Origin of the sequence: Ensifer oleiphilus (assembly GCF_013371465.1) — a bacterium.
Lineage (GTDB): Bacteria > Pseudomonadota > Alphaproteobacteria > Rhizobiales > Rhizobiaceae > Ensifer > Ensifer oleiphilus.
Window position 1 is genome coordinate 238,119 of the sequence record NZ_JABWDU010000009.1, and the last position, 24,243, is coordinate 262,361.

Consider the following 24,243-nt stretch of genomic DNA (forward strand, 5'->3'; position numbering starts at 1 on the left):
TTTCTATTTATCGAAAGCGTAGACCTTGTTCCAATCGACCTTCATGTCGACGAGCAGCCACTTTCTCTGCTCGGCCTCGTTCATCGCCTTGTCCAGCTTTCCGACATGCGACTGGCGATCGTAGGCCCATTCCCGCTCGCCGTCGGTGTGATGCACGATCATGCCGAAGCTCGGCCCTGAGCCGGACGTAACCCAGCGCAGCATTTCGTAGTCGCCATCGGAATTTCCGGCGGCAAAGATCGGGCGGCGGCCGATGAACTTGTTGATACCGACGGGCTTGCCGGGACCATCGTCGATGAAATCAACCTTCGGCTCGCGCATGAGCACCGGCGTGTCGCCCTGAAGCTCATATTTGGTTGTAATGGTGCTGCCGACGACCTGCTCCGGAGGGATGCCATACATCTGCTCGGTCATCGGCCGCATGAACTCGATGCCACCGCCCGAAACGATGTAGGTCTTGAAACCGTTTTCCCGGAGATAGTCCAAAACCTCCCTCATCGGCTGGAAGGTAATCTCGTTGTAGGGCCGGTCGAAACGGGGGTGTTTCGCGCTTGCGTACCAGTCCTTGACGATCTTCGTGAAATCGTCCGTCGTCATGCCGGCGTGCGTCGCCATGGCGAGTTCGACAAGGCCCTTTTCACCCGCCGCAGCAACGCCGGCCATGTCGCCCTTCAGCAGCGATGCAAACGGCTCCTTGTCCTTCCACTCCGGGTGATCCGGGGCCATCGCCTTGACACGATCATTGATGAACATGCCCTGAAAATACATCGGCTGCTCGCTCCAGAGCGTACCGTCGTTGTCGAACACGGCGATGCGGTCGGCCTCGGCGACATAATCAGGACCGCCCTCGGTCGTCACTCGCGTCACGAAATCGATGATGGCCGACTTCGCCTCGCCGTCGTTCCAGGAGGGAAGGCCGATTGGAGGCGCATCGGCGGCCACCGCAAGCGTGGGAGCGGCCAGCATCATTGCAAGCGATGCGGCCGCCGCCATAAAGGTCCGCCGCCGCCAGCCTTTCCCTTGCGATTTCATGCCCGTCGACGCGTACCGTCCTGCCATCGGAATCATCGTTTCTTCTCCTCAGCTGAAACAAGACTGACTTTGCGAAAGCGCCTAAGTCCGCCGGATGCAGCGGAAACCGATATGGGTCGTTGCCGCGTTTTCCTCATGCGCGTGGCGGGCAGCCGGGCGGTAGCGACGGCAATAGTTTGGCGCGCAGAGGTGAGACCCACCTTTCACCACCCGCCGCGCTATCAGGATTTCCGGTTGTCTTGGATCGAAGCTCGCCTCAAGTCCACCACCGCGCGGATTGGAGGGGATGCAACAGCTTTTTGGCGCCGGCGCGGGATGATTGCTCGACCAGTAGTCGCTCGTCCATTCCCAGACATTGCCGATCATGTCGTAAAGGCCATAGCCGTTGGGAGGGAAGCTGGCGACCGGAGAGGTACGCTCGAAACCATCAGGCCGCAAATTCTCCGTCGGGAAAGCGCCGTGCCAGGTGTTGGCCATAAAGCGGCCCTCCGGCACGAGTTCATCGCCCCAGGCAAATTCCGCGCCCTCCAGGCCTCCCTTGGCGGCGAATTCCCACTCTGCCTCCGTCGGCAGATCCTTGCCGGCCCACTTGGCATACGCCATGGCATCGACATAGGAGATGTGCACGACGGGATGGTCGAGCTTGCCGCGAATGTTGCTTTGTCGGCCATAGGGCCGTCGCCAATCGGCGCCGAACTTGAAGTCCCACCATTGCGAGGAATCCCGGCTGACGAGCCGTTTGGGAGGATCGAAAATGACCGAACCCGCCCGCATCATCTCCGGCTTGGCACCTGGATAGTCCTTGGGATCGGGCGCCTTTTCGGCGACAGTGACATAACCGGTCGCGTCCACGAAGGCCGCAAACTGCCTGTTCGTGACCGGCGTGACATCGATCCAGAAACCGTCGACCTTGACTGGATGGGCCGGAGCCTCTTCGGGGTAATGATTGTCGGATCCCATGATGAAGGTGCCACCTTCGATCCAGATCGGTTCGCGCGCGCTGATCGCCATCGGCGTTTCGTCAGGGACCTCTCTTGCCGATAAGACTTGCATAGGGTCGAATTCTCCCTTCGAGGATGTCCCGATTATCCTAGTCGCCTCAAGCCTAAACGCAAATCTTGCGCATCCAAAGTACGTAACAGTTACGACGAAACAGAAATTGCGCGCCGAGGCGGCTCTCCTCGCCCACGCAGGGTGGAAAGCCGCAATCGTCTCCTTCGTTACTGTTACATTCTTTCCATCGAGCCACATGTAACCTTAATCTGCGTTGGGAGTTCACAAGGGCTGGCGCCACCGGGCCGGCGGGAGGGGCTAGATCACATGGGTGCACGTGACGACATCGAACAGCTCGGCAAGCGCATCGGCCAAGCCATTGTCGGCCAGGAGGGCATGATCGAACGCCTGCTGCTCGGTCTCCTGAGCAATGGCCACCTGCTCGTCGAGGGTCTGCCGGGGCTTGCCAAGACGCGGGCAATCAAGAGCATGGCGAAGAACCTCGACGCCAGGTTATCGCGGATCCAGTTCACGCCCGACCTTCTCCCGTCCGACATCACCGGCTCGGAAGTCTATTTCACCGAAAGCGGCAAGGGCGAATTCCGCTTTCAGCGGGGCCCGGTCTTTGCCAACCTCATCCTGGCCGACGAGGTAAACCGCGCGCCGGCGAAAGTGCAGTCCGCTCTGTTGGAGGCGATGGAGGAGCGGCAAGTCACGGTGGGCGGCGCCAGCCATGAACTGCCCGACCTCTTCATGGTCATGGCGACACAGAACCCGATCGAGCAGGAAGGCACCTATCCCCTGCCTGAGGCGCAGCTCGATCGTTTCCTGATGCACATCCAGGTCGATTATCCCGACGCCAAGTCGGAGGCCGAGATCATGCGGCTGGTGCGATCGGAAGAAACGGCCGTCACTTCGAAAGCGAGTTCCGACGAAAAGCTTGCTCAGGATGCGGTGTTTTCGGCGCGCAAGGAGATTTCTGCCGTCACCGTATCAAGCGCGATCGAAGATTACATCGTCGCCCTCGTCATGGCGACGCGCTACCCTGACAAGCTCGACAAGGACCTCTCCAAATGGATCCAGGTGGGCATCAGCCCGCGCGGCGTCATCGGCCTCGACAAGGTCTCTCGCGCCCATGCATGGCTGAAGGGCCGAGATTTCGTGACGCCGGATGATGTGCAGGCAACCGTGCACGACATCTTCCGCCACCGGCTCGTTCTTTCCTATGAGGCCCATGCCGGCGGCACGACAGCCAACCAGGTCATCGACCGCATCGTGCAGCAGGTTGCTGTCGCTTGAGAGATGGAGAAGGTGCGATGGCAATATCCCTGTCCGCATTTGCGAGATCGAAGGGCATTTCCCGTCCGGAGAAGGTTAAGGCATCGGGCGCCTACACCTCGGTCGACGAACTGGTCGCGCTTGAGGCGATCGCCTGCGACCTGACCTTCCTGCGCAAGGCGCCGGTGCGGCGATTGATGGCCGGGCGCCATGAATCGCGCATGCGTGGCCGCGGGCTCTCTTTCGAGGAACTGCGGGAATACCTGCCCGGCGACGACATCCGCGCCATCGACTGGAGGGTAACGGCGCGGACCGGAAAGCCGGTCGTGCGCGTCTATGACGAGGAAAAGGACCGACCGGCGCTCGTGATCGTCGACCAGCGAATGAACATGTTCTTCGGCAGCCGGCGTGTCATGAAGTCGGTGGCGGCGGCGGAAGTGGCGGCTCTTTGCGCCTGGCGCATCACGGCGCTCGGCGACCGGGTCGGCGGCTTCGTGTTCGGTGACGAAACCGTCGACGAAGTCCGCCCCCATCGGAGCCGCGATGCCGTCATCCGTTTTGCAGATGTCATTGTGCGCCATAACACGGCGCTTAACGCCACATCCGAGGTTGCAAGGGGCGACGAGCAACTGGATCTTGTGCTTTCGACCGTCGCCAACATTGCCAAGCACGACCATCTGATCATCGTCATCAGTGATTTCGACGGGCACGGCCTGGAAACGCGCGACATGCTGCTGAAGCTGTCTGCCCATAACGACGTGATCGCCATCCTGATCTACGATCCCTTCATGCTGGATCTGCCGCGCAAGGGCGACATCGTCGTCAGCGGTGGCGCCGCGCAGGCGGAAGTTCAGTTTGGCCGCGGAAACGTCCGCGAAGCGATCGACAGCTTTGCCCGCAAGCGCGGGCGCGCGCTGAAGGCATGGCAGGAGGATTTGGGCCTGCCGATGCTGCCCATTTCCTCGGCGGAAGAGATCGCACCGCAATTGCGCACCATGCTCGGCCAGTTGGCCTGGCGTCAGCGGAGACGGTAGCGATGGAGGGCACCACGCCAGCGGTCGATCCCGGGCTTGCTGCAGCTCTCCGCGGCCTCGCCGACATCACCTTGCCGCCTGATGTCTCGATGTTGCCTCAGACCTGGGCGTGGGCCGTGCTCGCCGCGCTCGTTTTCCTGGCGTTCGCCTTCTTGCTCTGGCGCTGGTATCGCCACCGTCAGCGCAATCGTTACCGTCGTGAGGCGCTTTGCGAGCTTCGCGAGATCGAAGGGCGTATCGGCGCGGCTCGAACACGGGGCCATGCGCTCGCAGCACTGCCCGCCCTTCTCAAGCGCACCGCACTCGCCGTCTGGCCGCGTGAGACGGTTGCCAATCTGAGCGGCCGCGGCTGGATCGGCTTCCTCGACGCCCATTCCGGTGGCCCTGTCTTTCCGGCAGCGGCAGCACATTTCTTCGAAGAGGCGGAATATCGTGGGCCGGCGGCGTTGGCATCTGTCCCCGAACCCGAAGCGAGGGCCCACATCGCTGCGGCACGCCATTGGATCGAGGCGCATCATGTACGTCCTTGATCATTCGTGGCTGCTCGTCCTTCTGCCGCTTCCCGTCATCATCTGGTGGCTGTTGCCGGCCTATCGCGAGCAATCGGCGGCAGTCCGCATCCCATTCTTCAAGGACATCACCGCGGCGGCGGGCATCGGGGCGACCGAGGGGTCGGTGGTGCCGAAGACCAATCTCGGGCAAAAACTGATTGCGCCGATCTGCTGGATCCTGATCGTCCTGGCGCTGGCACGGCCGCAATACATCGAGCCGCCGATCGAAAAGACCGAACCGCAGCGTGACCTGATGCTGGCGATCGACCTTTCGCAATCGATGGACACCCGCGACTTTCACGATCCGGCCGGCAATCTGCAGGCCCGTGTCGACGCCGTACACACCGTCGTTGCCGATTTCATCGACAAGCGCCCCGAGGACCGCCTCGGCCTCATCGCCTTTGGCGATGCCCCCTACCCGCTTGTGCCGTTCACGCTCGACCACAGGACGGTCCGGGCGATGCTGGCGGACAGCCTGCCGGGCATGGCCGGCCCGCGCACCGCGATCGGCGATGCGATCGGCCTGGCGATCAAGATGTTCGAGGAAAGCACCGCACCGGACAAGGTTCTGATCCTTTTGACCGACGGCAACGACACCGCCAGCAAGATGCCGCCCGACAAGGCGGCCGGCATTGCCAGCGAGAAGCACATCGTCATCCACACCGTCGGCATTGGTGACCCCAATGCACAAGGGGAGCAGAAGCTCGACACGGCAGTTCTGCAAGAGATCGCCACCGCCACGCACGGCCGATACTTCTTCGGCCAGGATCAGGCCTCCCTCCAGAACATCTACGAGCTTCTCGACCAGTTGACGCCGGAAAACCAGAAGATCTTGTCCTGGCGGCCGCGCATCGAATTGTTCCACTATCCGCTTGGCGCGGCATTGATCCTGGTCCTCGTCTATCACTCGATCATGTGGCTGCTCTCGGCGCGGACGGACCGGCGGCGCGAAAAGGAGGCGGATGCATGATCGCCGACTTCCATTTCCTCCGGCCCCTCTGGCTGCTTGCACTCGTCGCCGTGCCTTTGCTCGTCGTAGTTATCGGCAGGCGCACCGACGTGCGTGCGCAATGGCAGGGCATGATCGCACCGCATCTTCTCGATCATCTGCTGATCGAGAAAGGCGGCAAACGCCGGTTCCACCCCGTTCATCTGACCGCTGCCCTGATTGCGATCGCCGCGATCGCCACAGCCGGCCCCACATGGCAGCGCGAAAAGCCGCCCTTCGTCGAAGATACCGCACCGCTGGCGATTGCCATCGACTTGACCGCGACGATGAATGCCACCGATCTCTCACCCACGAGGCTCGAGCGGACCAAGCTGAAGGTGCAGGATATTCTCGCGCTGCGAAAGGGTGCCCGCACGGCCCTGTTTGCCTATGCCGGCACCGCCCACATGGTGCTGCCGCTCACCGACGACGCCAACCTGATCAGAACCTATGTTGCTGCCCTTTCGCCAGGCATCATGCCGGTGGCCGGCAAGAACACCGGCAAGGCACTACAGGTGGTGGAAGACGCGCTTTCTGGCGAGGCCGTGCCGGGCACGATCCTGTTCATGACGGATGGCGTCGAACGCACGGCGTTCGACGCCTTTGCGCACTACAAGGGACGCAACGACCTGATGGTACTCGGCATCGGCACCGCCGACGGTGGCCCGGTGAAGACGGCCGACGGTCAGTTTCTGACGGATGCGACGGGCGCGCGGGTCCGCGCCAAACTGGACGTCGACGCGCTGAAGGCGTTGCAGGCGGCCTCGGCAACTCAGGTCGCAACGGTCACGCCCGACGATGCCGACGTGCGCTGGATCGTCAGGCGCATCCAGACGAGCTTCGCGCAGAAGACCGCTGAAGGCCTGACGCGCTGGTACGACGCCGGCTGGTGGCTGACCATTCCGATCGCGATCCTTGCCGCACTCTGGTTCCGTCGCGGCTGGTCGGTCCGCTGGGCTGTTTTTGTGATCGCCATCGGCACGGCGCTGCCGGGCACAAGAGTGGAAGCAGCCGAGCGCAGCTTTGCCGATCTCTGGTTCACGCCCGACCAGAAGGGACAGCGCGCCGTCGATCGCGGTGATTTCCAGGGTGCCGCCGGCGATTTCACCGATCCGGCCTGGCAGGGCGTAGCTCTCTATCGCATCGGCCGATACCAGGATGCCATCAATGCCTTCGCGCAAGGCGATACAGCCGAAAGCTACTACAATCAGGGCAATGCCCTGATGCATCTCGACAAGGTCGAGGAGGCGGTTGCCGCCTACCAGCAGGCGCTCAAGCAGCGGCCGGACTGGCCCGAAGCCAAGCAGAACCTTGCGGTCGCCGAGAAACGCAAGGCCGACAAGGACAAGCAGGATCAGGACGCCGAGCAGGAAGCGGCCGGCCTCGACCCGGACCAGGTCCAGTTCGACGACAAGGGCACGAAGGGCAAGGAAGGCACCGTCCCGGGCGCGCCGCAGACGGCCGAGATGTGGATGCGCAATATCCAGGTCTCGCCCGCCGATCTGCTGGCGCGGAAATTCGCGATCGAAGCGAAGGATGCGCAGCCATGACCCTTCGCATCTGGCCTACCCTCCTTGTGTTCACGGCCTTCTGGCTGTCGTTGGCAAACCCGGCGCTCGCGGCCGAGCCCTTCGCGCGCGCCACGCTCGTCACCAAGGGAACGATCTACGCCGGGCAGCAGGTAGAAATCGACGTCGACGTGTTCGCGCCGAACTATTTTCTGTCTCCGCCGGAGTTTCCGCTGTTCGACCTACCCGGCACTGTCGTCACGATGCCCGACGATCGCGGCCTGAACCTCAACGAAACCATCAACGGTGCCGCCTTTTCCGGGATCCGCAAGACCTACATGATCACCCCGCAGGCAGCCGGCGACTACGTATTGCCGTCGGTCGATATCCCATTCGGCTACGCCGCCGTTCCGGGCGAGACCACGCAAGCGCGGGTGAAACTGCCGGCTCTGCGGTTTACGGTCACGGCCGTACCGGGGGGCGCTGCCGGCCAGCCGGCCGTCACCGCCGCGAAGGTGACGATCACCCAAACCTTCGACCGTGACCCCGCCAGCCTCAGCGCCGGTGACGCCCTGGTACGCACCGTCGCCGTCAACGCTCAAGGGCTGGCGGCGATGATGATCCCGGAGCCGTCCTTCGATGCGCCAGAAGGCGCGCGGGTCTATATCCACGATCCCGCTTTATCCGACGACAAATCCGACCGGGGCGAGTTCCGCGGTGGTATTCGCAAGGATACGGCCACCTATGTTTTTGCGAAGGCCGGGGACTATAAGATCCCTGCGATCACGTTGCAGTGGTTCGATCCGGCCCTCGGCAAAGCCCAATCGGCCGAGGCACCTGGGGCCAAGGTGTCGGTGGCCGCAGCACCTGCACGTGAGACCGATCTTGCGCCGCCATCCCCATCGCCGGACAAAGCGCCCTTCGACTGGTTATGGTGGGTTGCCGCTGGCCTTGCCGTCGCGGCATTTGCGCTCTTTATCCATCTTGCCGCCATTTTGGCTGGTCGCGTCCAGGCGTGGTTTGACGAAGTGCAGGCGGACAGAGCGCAGTCCGAACCCACGGCCTTCCGTCGCGTCGGCGAGGGATGCCGCAGCGGCGACGCCCACCGTCTTGAAGCGGCGATCGACGCATGGTCGCGCATGACGGGGAATGTGCCGTTGACGCAGTGGCTCGACCGCTTTGCCGACCCCGGGACAAAGGCAGCCTTCTCCCAACACCAGCAGTCGCTTTATCGGCTTGCGGAAGCGACGCCGACGCCAGATCTCCTGCCGCTCAGGGCCGGTCTCAGCAAGGCGAGACGTCGCTGGCTAGAACAGACCTCTGACATCGAGTCCGCGCCAGCCAACGAACTGCCCGATCTCAATCCGACACTGGAGGCCGACTTGCCGACCGCTCGATAGCGCTCGCAAGCTCGGACGTAACGGCGCGAAGCAACCCTTCGTAACTGTTACGTACTTGTCGGCTACACCCGCCTCAACTCACAGTCCAGCGGTACGATCCAAGACTTTGCCTGCCAGACCGAAAGCAATCCATCGTGGCCTCAGGGAGACATGAGATGCCAATTGATATGAAGAGCGCCTTAGGCCTGCTGGCTGCTTCAGCAGTCCGCAGGTCAATAAAGCCGAAAGCGCTTGCGCTTGCCGGAACCGTGCTGATGTCGACCTTCTCGACGTCGCCCTTGCCAGCCTTCGCGCAGGATGCAGCCAAGCCCAACATTCTCGTTATTTTTGGCGACGACATCGGTCAGACCAATATCAGCGCCTATTCCATGGGCGTGATGGGCTACAAAACTCCGAACATCGATCGGCTTGCCAGCGAGGGCGTGCTGTTCACCGACTATTACGCCGAAAACAGCTGCACAGCCGGCCGATCCACCTTCATCACTGGTCAGTCGGTGCTTCGCACCGGCATGTCGAAAGTCGGCGCTCCCGGTGCACCCGTCGGCATTCAGGCCCGCGACGTAACGATTGCGCAGGCGCTGAAGCCGCTCGGTTACGCGACGGGCCAGTTTGGCAAGAACCACCTTGGCGACAAGGACGAGTATTTGCCGACCGCCCATGGCTTCGACGAATTCTTCGGCAACCTCTATCACCTCAACGCCGAGGAAGAGCCGGAGCGCCCCTATTGGCCGAAGGATCCAAACGACCCCTTCGTCAAGAACTTCTCGCCACGCGGCGTGTTGCATACCTTTGCCGATGGCAAGATCGAGGATACCGGTGCGCTCAACACCAAGCGCATGGAAACGATCGACGACGAGACCACGGCGGCGGCTATCGGCTTCATGGAAAAGCAGGTGAAGGAAGGCAAACCTTTCTTCACCTGGATGAACACGACACGCATGCATCTGTTCACCCATGTGCGGCCTGAATACCAGGGCCAGAGCGGCATGCCGGGCAACGAATATGCGGACGGCATGATCGAGCATGACAACGATGTCGGCAAGCTGCTGAAGGCGATCGACGACCTGAAGATCGCCGACAACACCATCGTTGTCTACGCCACCGACAACGGGCCCAATCAGTTCTCGTGGCCGGACGCGGCAACGACACCCTTCCGCAGCGAGAAGGATACCAATTGGGAAGGCGCCTTCCGCGTCCCCGCCATGATCCGCTGGCCGGGCAAGATCAAGCCCGGCGTCTCCAACGAAATGATCTCGGGGTCTCGACTGGTTCCCGACGCTGCTGGCAGCCGCTGGCGACAAAGACATCAAGGATCGCCTGCTGAAGGGAGCCAAGCTTGGCGACAAGGACTTCAAGGTCCACCTCGACGGCTACAACCAGCTTCCCTATCTGACCGGGGAGCAGCCGAAGAGCGCGCGCAACGAGTTCTTCTATTTCAACGACGACGCCAAGCTTGTCGCCATGCGATGGGACAACTGGAAGGCCGTCTTTTGCGAAATGCGCAAGCCAGGCGGTTTCGAAGTGTGGCAGGATCCCTTCGTGTGCCTCCGCGTTCCGAAAATCTTCAACCTGAGAATGGATCCGTATGAACGCGCGGACACGGTTTCCGACCAGTACAACGACTGGCTGACAAAGAACGTCTACCTGGTGGCAATCGCGACGATGAAAGCTTCTGTTTTCCTTGAAAGCTTCATCGACTATCCGCCGAGCCAGAAGCCCGCGAGCTTCTCGGTTGACCAGGTCGAGGAAGGCGTGCATGCCAAGATCGACGAGATCATGAAGAAGGCCCCGGCCGCTCAATAAACTGAAAAAGGCGGCGCTCGTCCGAGCGCCGCCTTTTCTTTCCTGGCATTTAGAACCTATGGTGAGCCGGATTGACCGCAAAGAGTTCCGTGCCCGTACACTCGGTCGATGTCGACGGGTCCAACGAGAGACAGGGCATGCAGCATCGGGCCTATGCCTTCAGCCCCGCAATGGCCGGCTTCATGCTTTTCCTGTCCGGTGCCGCCGCGCTGATCTTTCAGGTTCTGTGGATCAAGCAGCTCTCGCTCGTCACCGGCGTCGACATCCATGCGGTGAGCGCCGGCGTCAGCGCCTTCTTTCTCGGTCTTGCCCTCGGCAGCTTTGTTCTCGGACGGTTCGGTGATCGCTCTCTACGTCCCTTGCGCGTCTATGCCGTGCTTGAGATTGGCGTCGCCCTGCTCGGCGTAGGCGTTACCTTTGGGCTTGCGCGGATCGCCCCGCTCTTTGTCTCGATCGAATCGAGCCTGCCCGTTGCCGCGTGGGCGATGTTGATCCTGATTGTTGCCGCACCGGCCTTTCTGATGGGTGGGACGCTTCCGGTGCTCCTGCGCGCCCTCGAAACAGCGCCCGGCGGTGTCGGCGCCAAGGGTGGACGCCTCTACGCCGCCAATACGCTTGGCGCCATCATCGGCTGCCTTGCGATCTCCTTCGTCATCGTTCCAGCACTCGGGGTGCAGGCAACCGGCCTTACCGCGGCCGCTCTTGGGCTTGCCGCGGCAGCCCTCGCGCTGTCTCGCAGCGCGGCGTCCACCATCGCTACACCACAGGCATTGTCGGCACCGTCGGACAGCGAAGGCGGGTCCCGTCTGGCGCTTGCACTCTACGCGCTCGCCGGCGGTGTCGCGCTCGGCTACGAGGTCGCCTGGTCGCAGGCGATCGTGCAATTCATCTCGACCCGTTCTTTCGCCTTCTCGGTCGTGCTTGCCACCTATCTCGCCGGCCTTGCGCTTGGTGCCGCGCTGTTTGCACGACGGACCGATCGGCTTGACGATCCCTGGACCACTTTCGGCCTGCTCATTACCGCGGCAGGCCTCGTCGCACTTTTCGAGCTGGCCGTGCTCGGCACGTGGCTCACCGTTTGGCAGACAAACGCCGAAGCTGCGGTTGCAGCCGTCACAGGCAGTGTCTTTGCGGGCATGAGCGCCCGCTTCGTTGTGGCAGCACTCACCATCGTTTTCGTGCCGACGCTGATCCTCGGCGCCGCCTTTCCGGTGGCGTTGCGCCTTGCCGTCGACCCCGCCCATGTCGGCCGCGATACCGGCCGTGTGCTCGCCTTCAACACGCTCGGCGGCATCGCCGGAACGCTCGTCACGGGCTTTCTTCTGATCCCGACGCTCGGCATCATCCGAAGCTTCTCCATCCTGGCAGTCGCCGCCGCCGTGATCGGCGTTGTCGCGATCAGCCGGGGTAAAGGCAGCTTGCTTGCCGGCCCTCGGCTGGCCGTGCCCGTGCTCGGTGCCGTCACTCTCTTGCTTGCCGTCTTCGTGCCATCGGACAGGCTCGCCGCACTGCTGACCAAATCGCGCAGCGACGGCACGATCGTCTCCTACGAAGAAGGTCTCGGCGCCACGGTCGCGGTCATCGAACAGGGGCAAGCCGACCGGCGCTTCCGCCGGCTCTATATTCAGGGCGTCTCCAATACCGGCGACGCCATGCCGTCGCTGCGCTACATGCGGCTGCAGGCGCTGCTTCCTCTCCTCATCCACAAGGGCGAACCGAAGTCGGCGCTGGTGATCGGGCTCGGGACCGGCATTACCGCCGGGTCGCTGCTGGCTTATCCCGGGCTGGAACGCCGCGTGGCCGCCGAACTTTTGCCTTCGGTCGCGCGTGCATCCGGCCTGTTCAAGGGTAATTACGATGCTGCCACGGATCCCCGGCTGGAGGTGCGGCTGCGCGATGGGCGGCGTGAACTGCTGCGCAGCGACGAGCGCTACGACCTGATCACGCTTGAGCCGCCGCCGCCGTCGGCCGCCGGCGTCGTCAATCTCTATTCATCGGATTTCTACAGGCTCGCGCGCGACCGTCTGGCCGAGAACGGCATGCTGGCGCAATGGCTGCCGATCGCCACCCAGAACGATGAAGACACCCGCTCGCTGGTCAAAAGCTTCCTGGATAGCTTCCCGCAGGTCACGCTCTGGTCGACGGAATTGCACGAAATGCTGCTGGTCGGCTCGCTCCAACCACAGGAGATCGATGCCACTCGGATTGCAGAGCGGATGAAGGAGCGCCCGATTGCCGCAGCGCTTGGCGAGGTCGGCATTTCCGGGCCGGCCGATCTGCTGGCGACCTGGATGATGGATCGCTCGGGGCTTGAGCGCTACGCCGGCTCCGCCCTTCCCGTTACGGACGATCAGCCGCGGATCGAGTACGCAAGCTGGGTGCGGCCCGACGAGTTGCAGCGCACTCTTCCGGCGCTGATCGCTCTCAGGACGCAGGCCCCGCTCCTTGCCGTCGACCCCGCAACGAAAACGGCAATTGCCGAAGCGCACAACAGGCTGCTGCTTTTCTACCAGGCCTCTCTCAATGCCTATGCCGGCTACCGTGCCGAATGGGCGCGCGACATGGAGCTGCTGATGCGCGGCGAACAGGCCAACCCCTATTACGGCTGGTTCGTTTCAAGCAGTCAGCGATGACGGGTTGACTGATATCGTCGACATGCCGCTTTGGCTTCCGTGCGACCTGCTCAAGCCGCGCGCATAGACGCAGCCGACCAAGAATAATTCCACTCGAATGGCAAACGGGCGCGAAATATTTGCGCAACAGCCCTTATGAATGGCACCTGATTGCAACCCGGCATCTACACTCCCGGTGTATCCTGTCGCCATTCAATCCAACCATCTGTTGGGCAGGGAGGCAGGATATCTCATGACGGACCAGGACAAGACCTCAGGCGCCGCGACATCGCGCGCGGCGATGGAAGGCGAGCTTGGCATTCTCGCGCGGCGGCGCATAGAGGCCGGCATCATCGCACCGATCTATGAGGCGATGCGCGAAGAGATCGGCGAGGAGCGCGCCCAGGCGATCCTCGACAAGGCCGTCAGCCAGGCGGCCATCGAGGCCGGCAAGGCCTTTGCGGCCAAGACCCCCGGCGGAACCAACCTGCGGACGTTTCAGGAACTGCAGGATCTCTGGACACAGGACGATGCCCTGACGATCGAGGTGACGAAGGCGACCGACAACGAATTCCACTACAACGTCAAGCGCTGTCGATACGCCGAGACCTATCGCGAGATGGGCCTCGGCCATATCGGTCACCTGCTTTCGTGCAACCGCGATGGCGTGTTCTGCACCGGCTACGATCCGCGCATCACGCTGGAGCGCACACAAACGGTGATGCAAGGCGCCTCCCATTGCGATTTCCGCTATCGCCTGAATGCCGAGGCGCCCGGAGAGCAAAAATGACGGCGACCGGAAACGCACGCAGCATGCCGGCCAGCGGCACCAACATGCCTCGAATCAACGGTAACCGGCTCTGGGCCGATATCGTCGCGACCGCACGCTTCGGCGGCACCGACAACGGCGGCGTGACCCGCCTGACGCTGACGGAGGAAGACCGGCACGTCCGCGACTGGTTCATCGCCGAATGCCGCTCCCTTGGCTGCACGATCGAAATCGACCGGATCGGCAACATCTTCGCCACCTATCCCGGCGAGGACCCGTCGCTGCAGCCGATCGCCGTCGGCAGCCATCTCGACACCCAGCCGCAGGGCGGCCGGTTCGACGGTATCCTTGGTGTTCTCGCAGGGGTGGAGCTGATCCGGACGCTGAAGGAGACGGCGACCGTGCTGCGGCACGGCCTGACGGTCGTCAACTGGACGAACGAGGAAGGCTCGCGCTTCTCGCCGGCGATGATGGGCTCCGGCGTCTTTGCTGGTGCATCCCGGCTTGAGGCTATAGAGGCGGTTCGGGACCGGGATGGGACGAGCGTGCTCAGCGCACTCGAGGCGATCGGCTATCGCGGCGAGACCCTCGTCGGCCATCTCGGCTTTGCCGCCTATGTCGAACTGCATATCGAGCAGGGCCCGCTGCTGGAAGCGGCGGCGACGGAGATCGGCATTGTTACCGGCGTGCAGGGCGTACGCTGGTTCGATGTCTCCATCTCCGGAACGGAAGCCCATGCCGGCAGCACGCCGATGGCACAGCGCGACGATGCGCTGGTCGCAGCTTCCGAGATCGTGCTTGCCGTTCGCGACATCGCGCGCCGTCATCCACCGGGCGTTGGCACTGTCGGCTTCGCCTCGGTCGGCCCGAATTCGCGCAATGTCGTGCCGGGTTCGGTGCAGCTACAGATCGACATGCGCCATCCTTCCGAGGCGGGGCTCGACCAGATGCAGGCCGCCCTTGAGCAAGCGATCGAGGCGAGCCACTCAAACATCGCGCTCCGTCATATCTGGTCGAAGCAGCCGGTCGTGTTCGATCCCGCTATCGTCGATGCCGTGCGCGCCAACGCCGCCGCACTCGGCCTTTCCGCAACCGAAGTCGTCTCCGGCGCCGGTCACGATGCGGCCCATATCGCCGGCATCTGCCCGACGGCGATGATCTTCGTGCCTTCCAAGGACGGGCTGTCGCACAACGAAGCGGAGTATTCCTCGCCGGAGGAATGTTCGCGCGGCGCCGACGTACTGTTACAGACTGTGCTGCAGATCGACCTGAAATAACGACAAACGTCGCCGGCAGGATTTCCTGCCGGCGACGTTTTCGCAATACTCACAAACTCAGCTGCGGGCTGAATCCAGTTGCTCATGGTCCTTCTCGACCTGCTGCGCCTTCAGGTAGCTTTCGATCAGCAGCTGATATTCCGGGAAGATCTTGGTGTAGATTTCGGCCCATTGCTGCGCGTCGTCGCGGTGCCAGGTGCGCTGTAGCTCGGAGGCAACGGCCGCCGTGTCCATCGGGACGACGCCAGCCTGAACCACGCGAGCAAGCGTGATCTCCTGCGCCATCTTCGAATAGGTGCCGGACGCATCGACGACCGCGAAAACCTTGTAGCCTTCATGCACGGCGCTGATCGCCGGGAACGCCATGCAGACGCTCGTGATCGTGCCGGCAATGATCAGCGTCTTGCGACCGGTCACCTTGACGGCCGCCACGAAGTCCGGATTGTCCCAGGCGTTGATCTCGCCGCGGCGCGCGATGTATGTGGCATGCGGCGCATTGGCATGGATTTCAGGGATCAGCGGACCGTTCGGTCCCTGCGGCACCGACGCCGTGGTGATCACAGGCATCTTCGTCAGCGTCGCCATGCTGGCAAGGGCCGCCGCATGCGCGCGCAGCTTCGGCATCGGCATGTCGTTGACGGTCTGGAAGAGGCCGCTCTGATGGTCGATCAGAAGCATGACCGCATCATCGGGATCGATAACAGGGCGGGCACCGTTGAAATTGGCGACATTGTTGACGTTCGTCATGACTCTTCTCCTATGACTGGCCCGCTATTAGCGGGAAGCCTTGGTGGTCGTGTAGCTGGTGATCAGGTTGCGGTAGTCGGGGATGTGGTTTGAGAACAGCGTACCCAGGCCCTCGACGTCGTTGCGCCAGTCGCGATGCAGCTCGCAGGCAAGACCAAACCAGGTCATCAGCTGGGCGCCGGCCTGCGACATGCGATCCCATGCCGAATGGCGGGTGATCTCGTTGAAAGTGCCTGACGCGTCAGTAACGACAAAGACGTCAAAGCCTTCCTCGAGAGCAGACATTGCCGGGAATGCGACGCAGACCTCGGTGACGACGCCGGCAATGATCAGTTGCTTTTTGCCCGTGGCCTTGATCGCCTTGACGAAGTCTTCATTGTCCCAGGCATTGATCTGGCCGGGACGCGGGATGAAGGGCGCATCCGGGAACATTTCCTTGAGTTCCGGCACGATAGGGCCATTCGGGCCGTCCTCGAAGCTGGTCGTCAGAACCGTCGGCAGCTTGAAGTATTTGGCGAGGTCTGCGAGCGCCAGAACGTTGTTCTTGAACTTGTCGGGATCGATATCCCTGACCAGCGAGAGCAGGCCCGCCTGGTGGTCGACGAGCAGAACCGCCGCCTGATCCTTGTCGAGACGCTTGTAGGTTTTTGCCATAGTGAAGACTCCTTCATCTCTAGTCATGTCCGCGTGCTCTGACCGTTTATCGGCCGTCTTGGGCCCGGCGCGGAGTTCCGAGCCCACGAGAACTCAAAGTGCCGGTTCGGAAATCGCGCCGAAGCTGCCGTTCTGGAAGTCGGCGAAGGCCTGACGGATTTCGTCTGATGTGTTCATGGCGAACGGGCCATGCATGACCACCGGTTCGTCGATCGGCTCGCCGCTGAGCACAAGCACCGTCGCATCCGAGCTGGCGTCGAGCGTGATGGCGCCGCCTTCGCGGCCGAGTAGGCCGAACTGGGCTTCGCCGATCAGGTCGCTGCCGTTGACCAGCACGGTACCGTGCAGCACCGCCAGGCCGACCGAATGGCCCTGAGGAAGATCAATCGCCAGCGAGCCACCCTGCTTCAGCCAGACATCCCAGAGATTGATCGGCGTAAACGTCTTGGCTGGTCCTTTGCGACCATCGAACGCTCCGGCGATCACCCGCAGCGTGCCTGCACCCTCCGGCAGCGTCACGGTTGGGATGTCGCCATCGAGCAGGGTCTGGTAACCAGGCGTTGCGGACTTGGCGCGAGCCGGCAGGTTGACCCAGAGCTGGACCATCTCGAGTGTTCCGCCCGTTTTGGTGAAGGCTTCGGAATGGTACTCCTCGTGCAGGATACCACCGGCGGCCGTCATCCATTGCACGTCTCCGGGTCCGATATGGCCGCCATTGCCGGCAGAGTCGCGATGCTCCACTTCACCGCGATAGACGATGGTCACGGTATCGAAGCCGCGATGCGGATGCACGCCGACCCCACGCGGACGACTGGTCGGGGCGAATTCTGTCGGACCTGCATAATCGAGCAGCAGGAAAGGGCTTGCATGTTCGCCGACGCTGTCATGGGACAAGAGCGAACGCACTGGAAAACCGTCGCCGACCCAGTGAGGCCGGGCGTTTCCGAAGATGCCGAGTATCTTGCGCATTTGTGTTTCTCCTTGTGCATCGCGTTGCAAGCGATGACGTTGGGAGGAACATATTCCCGCGACAAATCTGGCGGTAGATAGCCAAACCGGGCTATAGTGTCCTATCAATAGGACAATAATTCGCCATGCAGGACTTGAACGATCTTAGGCTTTTCGTCGATGTCGTCGAGCAGAACGGCTTTGCCGCCGCCGCGCGCAAGCTCGACATGCCGCGTTCGCGGCTGAGCCGCCGCATCGGCTTGCTGGAAGAGCGCCTCGGCGTCCGGCTTGTCCAGCGTTCGACGCGGCACTTCGTCGTGACCGAGATAGGCCGGGAATACTACCGCCATTGCGTCGCCATGCTGGTGGAGGCCGAAGCTGCGCAGGAAGTGATCGACCGTACACGCTCCGAGCCGCAGGGCGTCGTGCACGTCAGTTGCCCCTCCTCGGTGCTTTACTTCCAGGTCGGAGAGATGATTGCCCGCTTCATGGCCGGCTGCCCGAAGGTCGCGGTGGTGCTCGAAAGCACCAACAGACAGGTGGACGTGCTTCGCGAAGGCATCGACATCGCCATTCGCGTCCGTTTCCCACCGTTGGAGGAGAGCGATCTCGTGATCAAGAGGCTGGCCGAAAGCGCGCAGCGCCTGGTCGCCAGCCCGCGGCTGCTCGGGCATGACACACGGCCGCTGAAGCCCGCCGACCTCACGGCCCTTCCGAGCATGGCCTGGAATTCCAACCGGCAGGAACATGACTGGTGCCTGGACGGGCCCGATGGCGCCAATGCCGTCGTGCGCCACAGCCCGCGCCTCGTCACAGAAGACATGGTGGCCCTGCGCCTCGCAGCACTGAAAGGCGTCGGCGTCACGCAATTGCCGACAATGGTCGTCAGGCAGGACCTGAAGGATGGGACGCTGGTCGACGTATTGCCCGATTGGGCACCCCGGGCCGGTATCATTCATGCCGCCTTTCCATCCCGGCGCGGGCTGCTTCCCTCGGTCAGGGCCCTGCTCGACTTTCTTGCGGTCGAATATGCCGAACTTGCTCGCCTGGACGAGCCGGGGACGTGACCCGGCCGGCACTTCCCCGCTCGGTCAGGAAGCGTCGGCGCTGCGCGTCTTCAGGATTGCGGAAAAACGGGGATCGAAGGTACGGCTGATAGGCTCGGCAGCAGCCCCGATGGCGACGGCCCAGGGATCGGTGAAGCCGACCTGCAGCCGCGGCAGGCTGCGATCGCGGCGATCGGCCAGCGAAGCAAGCAGCGGCTGCATCGCATCGACGATCAGCCGCGCCAGACCAGGCGGGAGTCCGCCGCACAGGATCACCGTCTGCGGGTCGAAGACGGTTTCGAGCGCCTGGACGACGGCGCGCAATTCGTAGACGGCCGCATCCAGCCAACCGGGCAACCGGATATCCTCGCCTGCCACGGCCGCATCGATGCGGGCATAGAGCTCCGGATCGGCCGGGTCGAGCTCAAGCAATTTGCAGAGAGAGGCAATCGACGCGCGATATTCGAGCGGTGTGCGCTCGTGCTCGGCAGCCCCGCGCGGCCGGCTGAGGATCATGCCGATCTCGCCGGCGTTGCCGTTAGCACCCCGATAAAGCTCGCCGTTGAGGATCAGCCCGGCGCCAAGACCGTAGCCGAGATAGATACAGATGGCTTGATCGACGCCGTGCGCTGCGCCGACCAGACGCTCGGCCGTGGCGGCCGCCGCCGAATCGTTCTGCAGGGCGACATCGAGGCCGGTGCCGGCGGCAAGCGTTTCAAGCAGGGGAAAATTCTGCCAGGCAGCCATCATCCAGGGATCGTCGCCATCCACTTCAACACCGAACGGACCGGGCATCGCCGCACCAAGTCCGACAAGGCGTTGCTCCGATTGTGGCGCGATCGATGCCAGATCACGTCGGGTCTTTTCGATGAGATCCAGAATGGTCTTGACACCGGTCGCCGGCCCGCCCGCCGGGAGGTTGGCCTCTGCGCGCGCCAGAACCGTACCCACGAGATCGACAGCGATGGTGCGCGTTGCGTGCCGGTCGATCTGCAGGCCGATGGCAAAGGCGCCCTCGGCAACCAGGCGATAGGGGGTCGACGGCTGGCCCCGGCCGTTGCGTACAGCTGTCAGCGACTGGACCAGCCCGTCGCGTTCCAGATCCTCGATGATGTTGGAAACCGTCTGCTTCGTCAGCGCGGTCGCACGGGCAAGGTCGGCGCGGGACAATTGTCCGTTCAACCGCAACGCGTCGATCATGACGCGCCGGTTGTGGGCACTCGTCCCTTCCTGGTTGGTGCCGCTCTTTGCCCGGATCGGCCGCAAGTCATTCATCCCGAAAACCCCACTTGACACCGTTAGAATATTGAACAAGAAATAAGTCAAGACAATTGACTTAATTGGGAGCCATCAAGAGCTCCGGGGGAACGAAGGCGACGGCCAAAGATCGTCGCAAGCGCTCCAATAGATATGTCGACGGCCGTCCGCAAGCGGGCGGATTTCTCATATCCGATGCACCAGGGAGGTGTATCGGCACCACTGATACCACTCAGTTATTGGAGGCAGGAATGTTGAAATCCATTAAAACCACGTTGCTCAGCGCAACCTTGCTCGGCTTGTCCTTTGCCGGTCACGCCTATGCCGAAACCACGCTCAATGCGCTGTTCATGGCGCAGGCGGCCTATAGCGAAACCGACGTGCGCGCCATGACCGAGGCCTTCACCAAGGCCAATCCTGACGTGAAGGTGAACCTCGAATTCGTTCCCTATGAAGGCCTGCACGACAAGACCGTGCTGGCGCAGGGCTCCGGCGGCGGCTACGACGTCGTGCTCTTCGACGTGATCTGGCCGGCCGAATACGCGGCCAACAAGGTGCTGGTCGATGTCTCCGAACGTATCACCGACGAGATGAAATCCGGCGTCCTGCCGGGCGCCTGGACGACGGTCGAATATGACGCCAAGCGCTATGGCATGCCGTGGATCCTCGACACCAAATACCTGTTCTACAACAAGGAAATCCTTGAAAAGGCCGGCATCAAGGCGCCACCGAAGACCTGGGACGAACTGAGCGAACAGGCCAAGATCATCAAGGACAAGGGACTGGTCGCAACCCCGATCGCCTGGAGCTGGTCGCAGGCCGAGGCCGCGATCTGCGACTACACCACACTCGTCAGCGCCTATGGCGGCAAGTTCATCGACGGCGGCAAACCGGCCTTCACCTCGGGCGGCGGTCTCGACGCGCTCAACTACATGGTGACGAGCTATTCCTCGGGGCTCACCAATCCGAACTCGAAGGAATTCCTGGAAGAAGACGTTCGCAAGGTCTTCCAGAACGGCGAAGCCGCCTTCGCGCTCAACTGGACCTACATGTACAACCTCGCCAACGACCCCAAGGAAAGCAAGGTCGCCGGCAAGGTCGGCGTCGTGCCGGCACCTGGTGTCGCGGGCAAGAGCGAGGTTTCGGCCGTCAACGGTTCGATGGGCCTCGGCATCACCTCGACCAGCAAGCATCCGGACGAAGCATGGAAATACATCGTCCACATGACGTCGCAGCCGACGCAGAATGCCTATGCGAAGCTGAGCCTGCCGATCTGGGCGTCGTCCTATGAAGATGCCAATGTCACCAAGGGCCAGGAAGAGCTGATCGCCGCTGCCAAACTCGGCCTTGCCGCCATGTATCCGCGCCCGACGACGCCGAAGTACCAGGAGCTCTCGACAGCCCTGCAACAGGCAATCCAGGAAGCGCTGCTTGGCCAGGCCTCCGCCGAAGATGCGCTGAAAACCGCCGCCGAAAACAGCGGCCTCTGACCGCTTCGGTCTTCGACCTCCCGGGTGGCTCAGCCGCCCGGGACTTGCCGGGACGATTTGATCGGCAATAGCATCATGGCCAAGATGGCCGAAAAGGTTTCCAACCCATGTCCGGTACCTGGATAACGACGCGCGCGTGGCTTTTGATGTTGCCGCTGCTCATCGTCATGATCGCTGTCATCGGCTGGCCGCTGCTCGACACCGTCAGGCTTTCGTTCACCGACGCAAAGCTCGTCGGCACAGAAGGCACGTTCGTCGGCCTCGACAACTACGCCAAGGTTCTCGGCGGCTCGAACTTCCAGCGAGCCCTTGTCACGACCACCTGGTTCGCGGTGGCCTCGGTGACCGCTGAAATGGTGATCGGCGTGCTCGCGGCACTGTTGCTCAATCAGCAATTTCGTGGTCGCACGGCGTTGCGCGCCTTGATGATCCTGCCCTGGGCCCTGCCAACCGTCGTCAATGCCACCCTATGGCGGCTGATCTACAATCCGGAATATGGCGCATTGAACGCAGCGCTGACCCAGATCGGGCTGATCGACAGCTATCGCTCCTGGCTCGGCGAACCGAGTTCGGCGCTGACGGCGCTCATCGTCGCCGACTGCTGGAAGAACTTTCCTCTTGTCGCCCTGATCGCGCTTGCCGCCCTTCAGGCCGTGCCGCGCGACATCACTGCCGCATCGCTCGTCGACGGTGCCGGCCCTTTCAACCGCTTCCGCTACGTCATCATGCCCTATCTCGCAGGCCCGCTGTTGGTGGCACTGGTGCTGCGCACGATCGAGGCCTTCAAGGTGTTCGACCTTGTCTGGGTGATGACGCGCGGCGGTCCGGCCAATAGCACGCGCACGCTGTCGATCCTCGTCTATCAGGAAGCCTTCTCTTTTCAGCGCGCGGGATCCGGCGCCTCGCTGGCGCTGATTGTCACCTTGCTGGTGACCGTCCTTGCCGTCGCCTATGCCGCCCTTGTGCGCAAAGCTGCGGGAGCCACGTGATGGAACGCCAGAGCCCGCTCTTTACCGCCTTTATCTACGCCTCAGCCCTGTTGCTGGCAGCCGTCATCCTAGCGCCCGTGCTGTGGCTCTTCATCATGAGCATCTCGTCAGCGGCAGACCTTTCGGCAAAGCCGCTCAACTGGTGGCCCGATGAGATCGACCTGTCACGCTATGGGCTGCTGCTGAGCACGCTCGAAAACAGCGCGGGTGCGGCCTTCGTCGCCTCGCTCCTCAATAGCCTCAAGGTCGCAGGCATGGCAACGCTTGCAGCCATCGCCGTTGCCATTCCCTCGGCCTGGGCCGTGTCGCGCACGCCTTCCGTCTCCTGGTCGCTCTACGCGGTGATCGCCACCTACATGCTGCCGCCCGTGGCGCTCGCCGTGCCACTCTATATGGGGCTTGCCACTCTCGGCCTGTTGAACTCGGTCTTCGGTCTGGCGCTCGTCTATCTCACCATCCTTGCCCCCTTCACCACCTGGCTGTTGAAGTCCGGCTTCGATGCCATCCCGAAGGAGATCGAGAGCGCTGCGATGATCGACGGCGCCCGGCTCGACCAGATCCTGAGGATCATAACCCTGCCGCTCGCGGCCCCCGTGATGGCGACATCGGCACTCTTTGCCTTCCTGCTTGCCTGGGACGAATTCTTCTACGCGCTGCTGTTCACATCGGACCTCCGCGCCAAGACGCTCACGGTCGCCATCGCCGATCTCGCCGGCGGCCGGGTTTCCGACTACGGACTGATCGCAACAGCCGGCGTGCTTGCCGCCCTGCCCCCGGTGCTGATCGGTCTCATCATGCAAAAAGCCCTGATCTCAGGGCTCACCAGTGGCGGCGTCAAGGGATGACCATGAGCGATACAATCAACCGCCCGGCCGGGCTCATTGCAATCGACCTTGAAATGGCACGTCAGGCCGCTGACGCGATCGCGTCGTTCCACGCAGCCGAAGCGCTGGCCGGCAGGATCGCCGCATCGCTCAAGGCGACCCGCAGGTTGCTGCTGCTCGGCATGGGCGGCTCGCATGCGGTCGGTCGGGCACTGGAACCGCTCTACCGTGCACACGGCATCGATGCGATCGCGCTGCCGTTGTCGGAACAGTTGGGACAGCCTCTGGCGATTGAGGGCAAGACGATCCTCGTCACCTCCCAGTCCGGAGAAAGCGCAGAGGTATTGCGCTGGTTTACGGAAACGAACGGAGCCACCAGCGACACCTTCGGCCTGACCCTTGAAGGCAGCTCGTTCCTGGCCCGCAGCGCGCCCTCCCTGGTGGGCGTCGGCGGCACGGAAAAGGCCTTCGCTGCAACACGCAGCCTGACGATCAGCTTTGCTTTGCACCTTTCAGTCCTGGCCGCCCTCGGCGACGACGCTGCCGCCGCCTTACAGGCAATCGAAGCGCCCCAAGCGCCCGACGCAGCACCGGCTCTCCCAGCCCTTGCCGGCGTCCGCGCCGTCGTGACGTCGGGGCGCCAGCTTCAGGGATTGGCCGAAGCGATCGGCCTCGGCCTGACCGAACTGTCGCGGCTGCCCTGCTTTTCGCTCGAAGGCGGGCAGTTGCGGCATGGGCCGATGGAGATGCTCGGCCCGTCGGTTGGCGTCGTCCTGTTTCGCGCCGCGGATGCAACCGCCGGTCTCGTCAGCGCCATGGCTGTTTCGGCGGCAGAGGCCGGCTCGCCGGTCATCGTCTTCGATGCCTCCGGCGAGGCACCGATCCCTGGCGTGACCACGCTTTCCTTCAAACCGGCTGCCGGCATGGCAGCGATCTTCGCGATGCTGCCGGTGGCGCAATCCTTCATGATCGCCTTTGCGGAGGCACGTGTTGCCGATGCCGGAACCCCGGTGCGATCTACCAAGATTACCCGGAGCGAATGA

Annotated in this window: 20 protein-coding genes and 1 pseudogene; 15 read left to right on the forward strand and 6 right to left on the reverse strand. The window is 62.8% G+C overall.

The window, feature by feature from the left end:
* Positions 1-3: 3 nt before the first annotated feature.
* Positions 4-969: an HAD family hydrolase gene (locus HT585_RS27035; RefSeq protein WP_246707968.1), complete on the reverse strand. Its 966-nt coding sequence runs from the start codon at positions 967-969 to the stop codon at positions 4-6.
* Between the two features lie 144 nt (positions 970-1,113).
* On the reverse strand, positions 1,114-2,043 hold the full coding sequence (locus HT585_RS27040) for a formylglycine-generating enzyme family protein (protein ID WP_210270575.1): 930 nt from the start codon (positions 2,041-2,043) through the stop codon (positions 1,114-1,116).
* A 309-nt stretch (positions 2,044-2,352) separates the two neighbouring features.
* Between HT585_RS27040 and HT585_RS27045 the strand changes: the two genes are divergently transcribed.
* The 10 genes and pseudogenes from HT585_RS27045 (at position 2,353) to HT585_RS27090 (ending at position 15,245) form a co-directional block, all read left to right on the forward strand.
* Positions 2,353-3,324 carry an AAA family ATPase gene (locus HT585_RS27045; protein WP_176355886.1) on the forward strand — a complete coding sequence of 324 codons (972 nt, stop codon included), beginning with the start codon at positions 2,353-2,355 and terminating at the stop codon, positions 3,322-3,324.
* A 17-nt stretch (positions 3,325-3,341) separates the two neighbouring features.
* The gene (locus HT585_RS27050; protein WP_176355887.1) at positions 3,342-4,337 is read left to right on the forward strand and encodes a DUF58 domain-containing protein; all 996 of its coding nucleotides are present in this window, start codon (positions 3,342-3,344) and stop codon (positions 4,335-4,337) included.
* A gap of 2 nt (positions 4,338-4,339) precedes the next feature.
* Positions 4,340-4,867, forward strand: coding sequence for a DUF4381 domain-containing protein (locus HT585_RS27055; RefSeq protein WP_176355888.1), 528 nt, complete (start codon positions 4,340-4,342; stop codon positions 4,865-4,867).
* Complete coding sequence (locus tag HT585_RS27060; RefSeq protein WP_176355889.1) at positions 4,854-5,858, forward strand: vWA domain-containing protein; 1,005 nt, start codon at positions 4,854-4,856, stop codon at positions 5,856-5,858. Before HT585_RS27055 ends, HT585_RS27060 begins: the two co-directional genes overlap by 14 nt.
* The gene (locus HT585_RS27065; protein ID WP_176355890.1) at positions 5,855-7,426 is read left to right on the forward strand and encodes a vWA domain-containing protein; all 1,572 of its coding nucleotides are present in this window, start codon (positions 5,855-5,857) and stop codon (positions 7,424-7,426) included. Before HT585_RS27060 ends, HT585_RS27065 begins: the two co-directional genes overlap by 4 nt.
* On the forward strand, positions 7,423-8,784 hold the full coding sequence (locus HT585_RS27070) for a BatD family protein (protein WP_176355891.1): 1,362 nt from the start codon (positions 7,423-7,425) through the stop codon (positions 8,782-8,784). Before HT585_RS27065 ends, HT585_RS27070 begins: the two co-directional genes overlap by 4 nt.
* A gap of 167 nt (positions 8,785-8,951) precedes the next feature.
* Positions 8,952-10,587 (forward strand): annotated as a pseudogene (locus HT585_RS27075) (arylsulfatase).
* A gap of 71 nt (positions 10,588-10,658) precedes the next feature.
* Positions 10,659-13,220 (forward strand): fused MFS/spermidine synthase, encoded by a 2,562-nt coding sequence (locus tag HT585_RS27080; protein WP_246707957.1) that lies wholly within the window; start codon positions 10,659-10,661, stop codon positions 13,218-13,220.
* A gap of 232 nt (positions 13,221-13,452) precedes the next feature.
* The gene (locus HT585_RS27085) at positions 13,453-13,989 is read left to right on the forward strand and encodes an L-2-amino-thiazoline-4-carboxylic acid hydrolase (protein ID WP_210270576.1); all 537 of its coding nucleotides are present in this window, start codon (positions 13,453-13,455) and stop codon (positions 13,987-13,989) included.
* Positions 13,986-15,245 (forward strand): M20 family metallo-hydrolase, encoded by a 1,260-nt coding sequence (locus HT585_RS27090; protein ID WP_246707958.1) that lies wholly within the window; start codon positions 13,986-13,988, stop codon positions 15,243-15,245. Before HT585_RS27085 ends, HT585_RS27090 begins: the two co-directional genes overlap by 4 nt.
* 57 nt (positions 15,246-15,302) lie before the next feature.
* On the opposite strand, the gene HT585_RS27095 is transcribed toward HT585_RS27090, so the two are convergent.
* The 3 genes from HT585_RS27095 to HT585_RS27105 all read right to left on the reverse strand — a co-directional run bounded on the left by HT585_RS27095 (position 15,303) and on the right by HT585_RS27105 (position 17,615).
* Positions 15,303-15,992 carry an isochorismatase family protein gene (locus HT585_RS27095; protein WP_176355892.1) on the reverse strand — a complete coding sequence of 230 codons (690 nt, stop codon included), beginning with the start codon at positions 15,990-15,992 and terminating at the stop codon, positions 15,303-15,305.
* A gap of 27 nt (positions 15,993-16,019) precedes the next feature.
* The gene (gene ycaC / locus HT585_RS27100) at positions 16,020-16,646 is read right to left on the reverse strand and encodes an isochorismate family cysteine hydrolase YcaC (protein WP_176355893.1); all 627 of its coding nucleotides are present in this window, start codon (positions 16,644-16,646) and stop codon (positions 16,020-16,022) included.
* Positions 16,647-16,739: 93 nt separating this feature from the next.
* Entirely contained in the window at positions 16,740-17,615 is an 876-nt protein-coding gene (locus HT585_RS27105; protein ID WP_176355894.1) for a pirin family protein, read from the reverse strand.
* A 125-nt stretch (positions 17,616-17,740) separates the two neighbouring features.
* Between HT585_RS27105 and HT585_RS27110 the strand changes: the two genes are divergently transcribed.
* Positions 17,741-18,661: a LysR family transcriptional regulator gene (locus HT585_RS27110; RefSeq protein ID WP_176355895.1), complete on the forward strand. Its 921-nt coding sequence runs from the start codon at positions 17,741-17,743 to the stop codon at positions 18,659-18,661.
* Positions 18,662-18,685: 24 nt separating this feature from the next.
* Here the strand turns inward: HT585_RS27110 and HT585_RS27115 are convergent, their stop codons facing one another.
* Positions 18,686-19,915, reverse strand: a complete 1,230-nt coding sequence (locus HT585_RS27115) for an ROK family transcriptional regulator (protein WP_176355896.1) — start codon at positions 19,913-19,915, stop codon at positions 18,686-18,688.
* Positions 19,916-20,148: 233 nt separating this feature from the next.
* Here HT585_RS27115 and HT585_RS27120 point away from each other — a divergent pair, with 233 nt between their 5' ends.
* From HT585_RS27120 to HT585_RS27135, 4 genes are all read left to right on the forward strand, one after another.
* Positions 20,149-21,387 carry an extracellular solute-binding protein gene (locus HT585_RS27120; RefSeq protein ID WP_176355897.1) on the forward strand — a complete coding sequence of 413 codons (1,239 nt, stop codon included), beginning with the start codon at positions 20,149-20,151 and terminating at the stop codon, positions 21,385-21,387.
* Between the two features lie 107 nt (positions 21,388-21,494).
* The gene (locus tag HT585_RS27125) at positions 21,495-22,376 is read left to right on the forward strand and encodes a carbohydrate ABC transporter permease (RefSeq protein WP_176355898.1); all 882 of its coding nucleotides are present in this window, start codon (positions 21,495-21,497) and stop codon (positions 22,374-22,376) included.
* Positions 22,376-23,221 carry a carbohydrate ABC transporter permease gene (locus tag HT585_RS27130; protein WP_176355899.1) on the forward strand — a complete coding sequence of 282 codons (846 nt, stop codon included), beginning with the start codon at positions 22,376-22,378 and terminating at the stop codon, positions 23,219-23,221. The genes HT585_RS27125 and HT585_RS27130 overlap by 1 nt, the downstream gene beginning before the upstream one ends.
* Positions 23,218-24,243: an SIS domain-containing protein gene (locus HT585_RS27135; protein WP_176355900.1), complete on the forward strand. Its 1,026-nt coding sequence runs from the start codon at positions 23,218-23,220 to the stop codon at positions 24,241-24,243. Before HT585_RS27130 ends, HT585_RS27135 begins: the two co-directional genes overlap by 4 nt.

Coding starts and splice junctions, on each gene's coding strand:
- HT585_RS27035 (WP_246707968.1), bottom strand. CDS start 969: ATGATGCTGGCCGCTCCCACGCTTGCGGTGGCCGCCGATGCGCCTCCA.
- HT585_RS27040 (WP_210270575.1), bottom strand. CDS start 2,043: ATGGCGATCAGCGCGCGCGAACCGATCTGGATCGAAGGTGGCACCTTC.
- HT585_RS27045 (WP_176355886.1), top strand. CDS start 2,353: ATGGGTGCACGTGACGACATCGAACAGCTCGGCAAGCGCATCGGCCAA.
- HT585_RS27050 (WP_176355887.1), top strand. CDS start 3,342: ATGGCAATATCCCTGTCCGCATTTGCGAGATCGAAGGGCATTTCCCGT.
- HT585_RS27055 (WP_176355888.1), top strand. CDS start 4,340: ATGGAGGGCACCACGCCAGCGGTCGATCCCGGGCTTGCTGCAGCTCTC.
- HT585_RS27060 (WP_176355889.1), top strand. CDS start 4,854: ATGTACGTCCTTGATCATTCGTGGCTGCTCGTCCTTCTGCCGCTTCCC.
- HT585_RS27065 (WP_176355890.1), top strand. CDS start 5,855: ATGATCGCCGACTTCCATTTCCTCCGGCCCCTCTGGCTGCTTGCACTC.
- HT585_RS27070 (WP_176355891.1), top strand. CDS start 7,423: ATGACCCTTCGCATCTGGCCTACCCTCCTTGTGTTCACGGCCTTCTGG.
- HT585_RS27085 (WP_210270576.1), top strand. CDS start 13,453: ATGACGGACCAGGACAAGACCTCAGGCGCCGCGACATCGCGCGCGGCG.
- HT585_RS27090 (WP_246707958.1), top strand. CDS start 13,986: ATGACGGCGACCGGAAACGCACGCAGCATGCCGGCCAGCGGCACCAAC.
- HT585_RS27095 (WP_176355892.1), bottom strand. CDS start 15,992: ATGACGAACGTCAACAATGTCGCCAATTTCAACGGTGCCCGCCCTGTT.
- ycaC (WP_176355893.1), bottom strand. CDS start 16,646: ATGGCAAAAACCTACAAGCGTCTCGACAAGGATCAGGCGGCGGTTCTG.
- HT585_RS27105 (WP_176355894.1), bottom strand. CDS start 17,615: ATGCGCAAGATACTCGGCATCTTCGGAAACGCCCGGCCTCACTGGGTC.
- HT585_RS27110 (WP_176355895.1), top strand. CDS start 17,741: ATGCAGGACTTGAACGATCTTAGGCTTTTCGTCGATGTCGTCGAGCAG.
- HT585_RS27115 (WP_176355896.1), bottom strand. CDS start 19,915: ATGAATGACTTGCGGCCGATCCGGGCAAAGAGCGGCACCAACCAGGAA.
- HT585_RS27120 (WP_176355897.1), top strand. CDS start 20,149: ATGTTGAAATCCATTAAAACCACGTTGCTCAGCGCAACCTTGCTCGGC.
- HT585_RS27125 (WP_176355898.1), top strand. CDS start 21,495: ATGTCCGGTACCTGGATAACGACGCGCGCGTGGCTTTTGATGTTGCCG.
- HT585_RS27130 (WP_176355899.1), top strand. CDS start 22,376: ATGGAACGCCAGAGCCCGCTCTTTACCGCCTTTATCTACGCCTCAGCC.
- HT585_RS27135 (WP_176355900.1), top strand. CDS start 23,218: ATGACCATGAGCGATACAATCAACCGCCCGGCCGGGCTCATTGCAATC.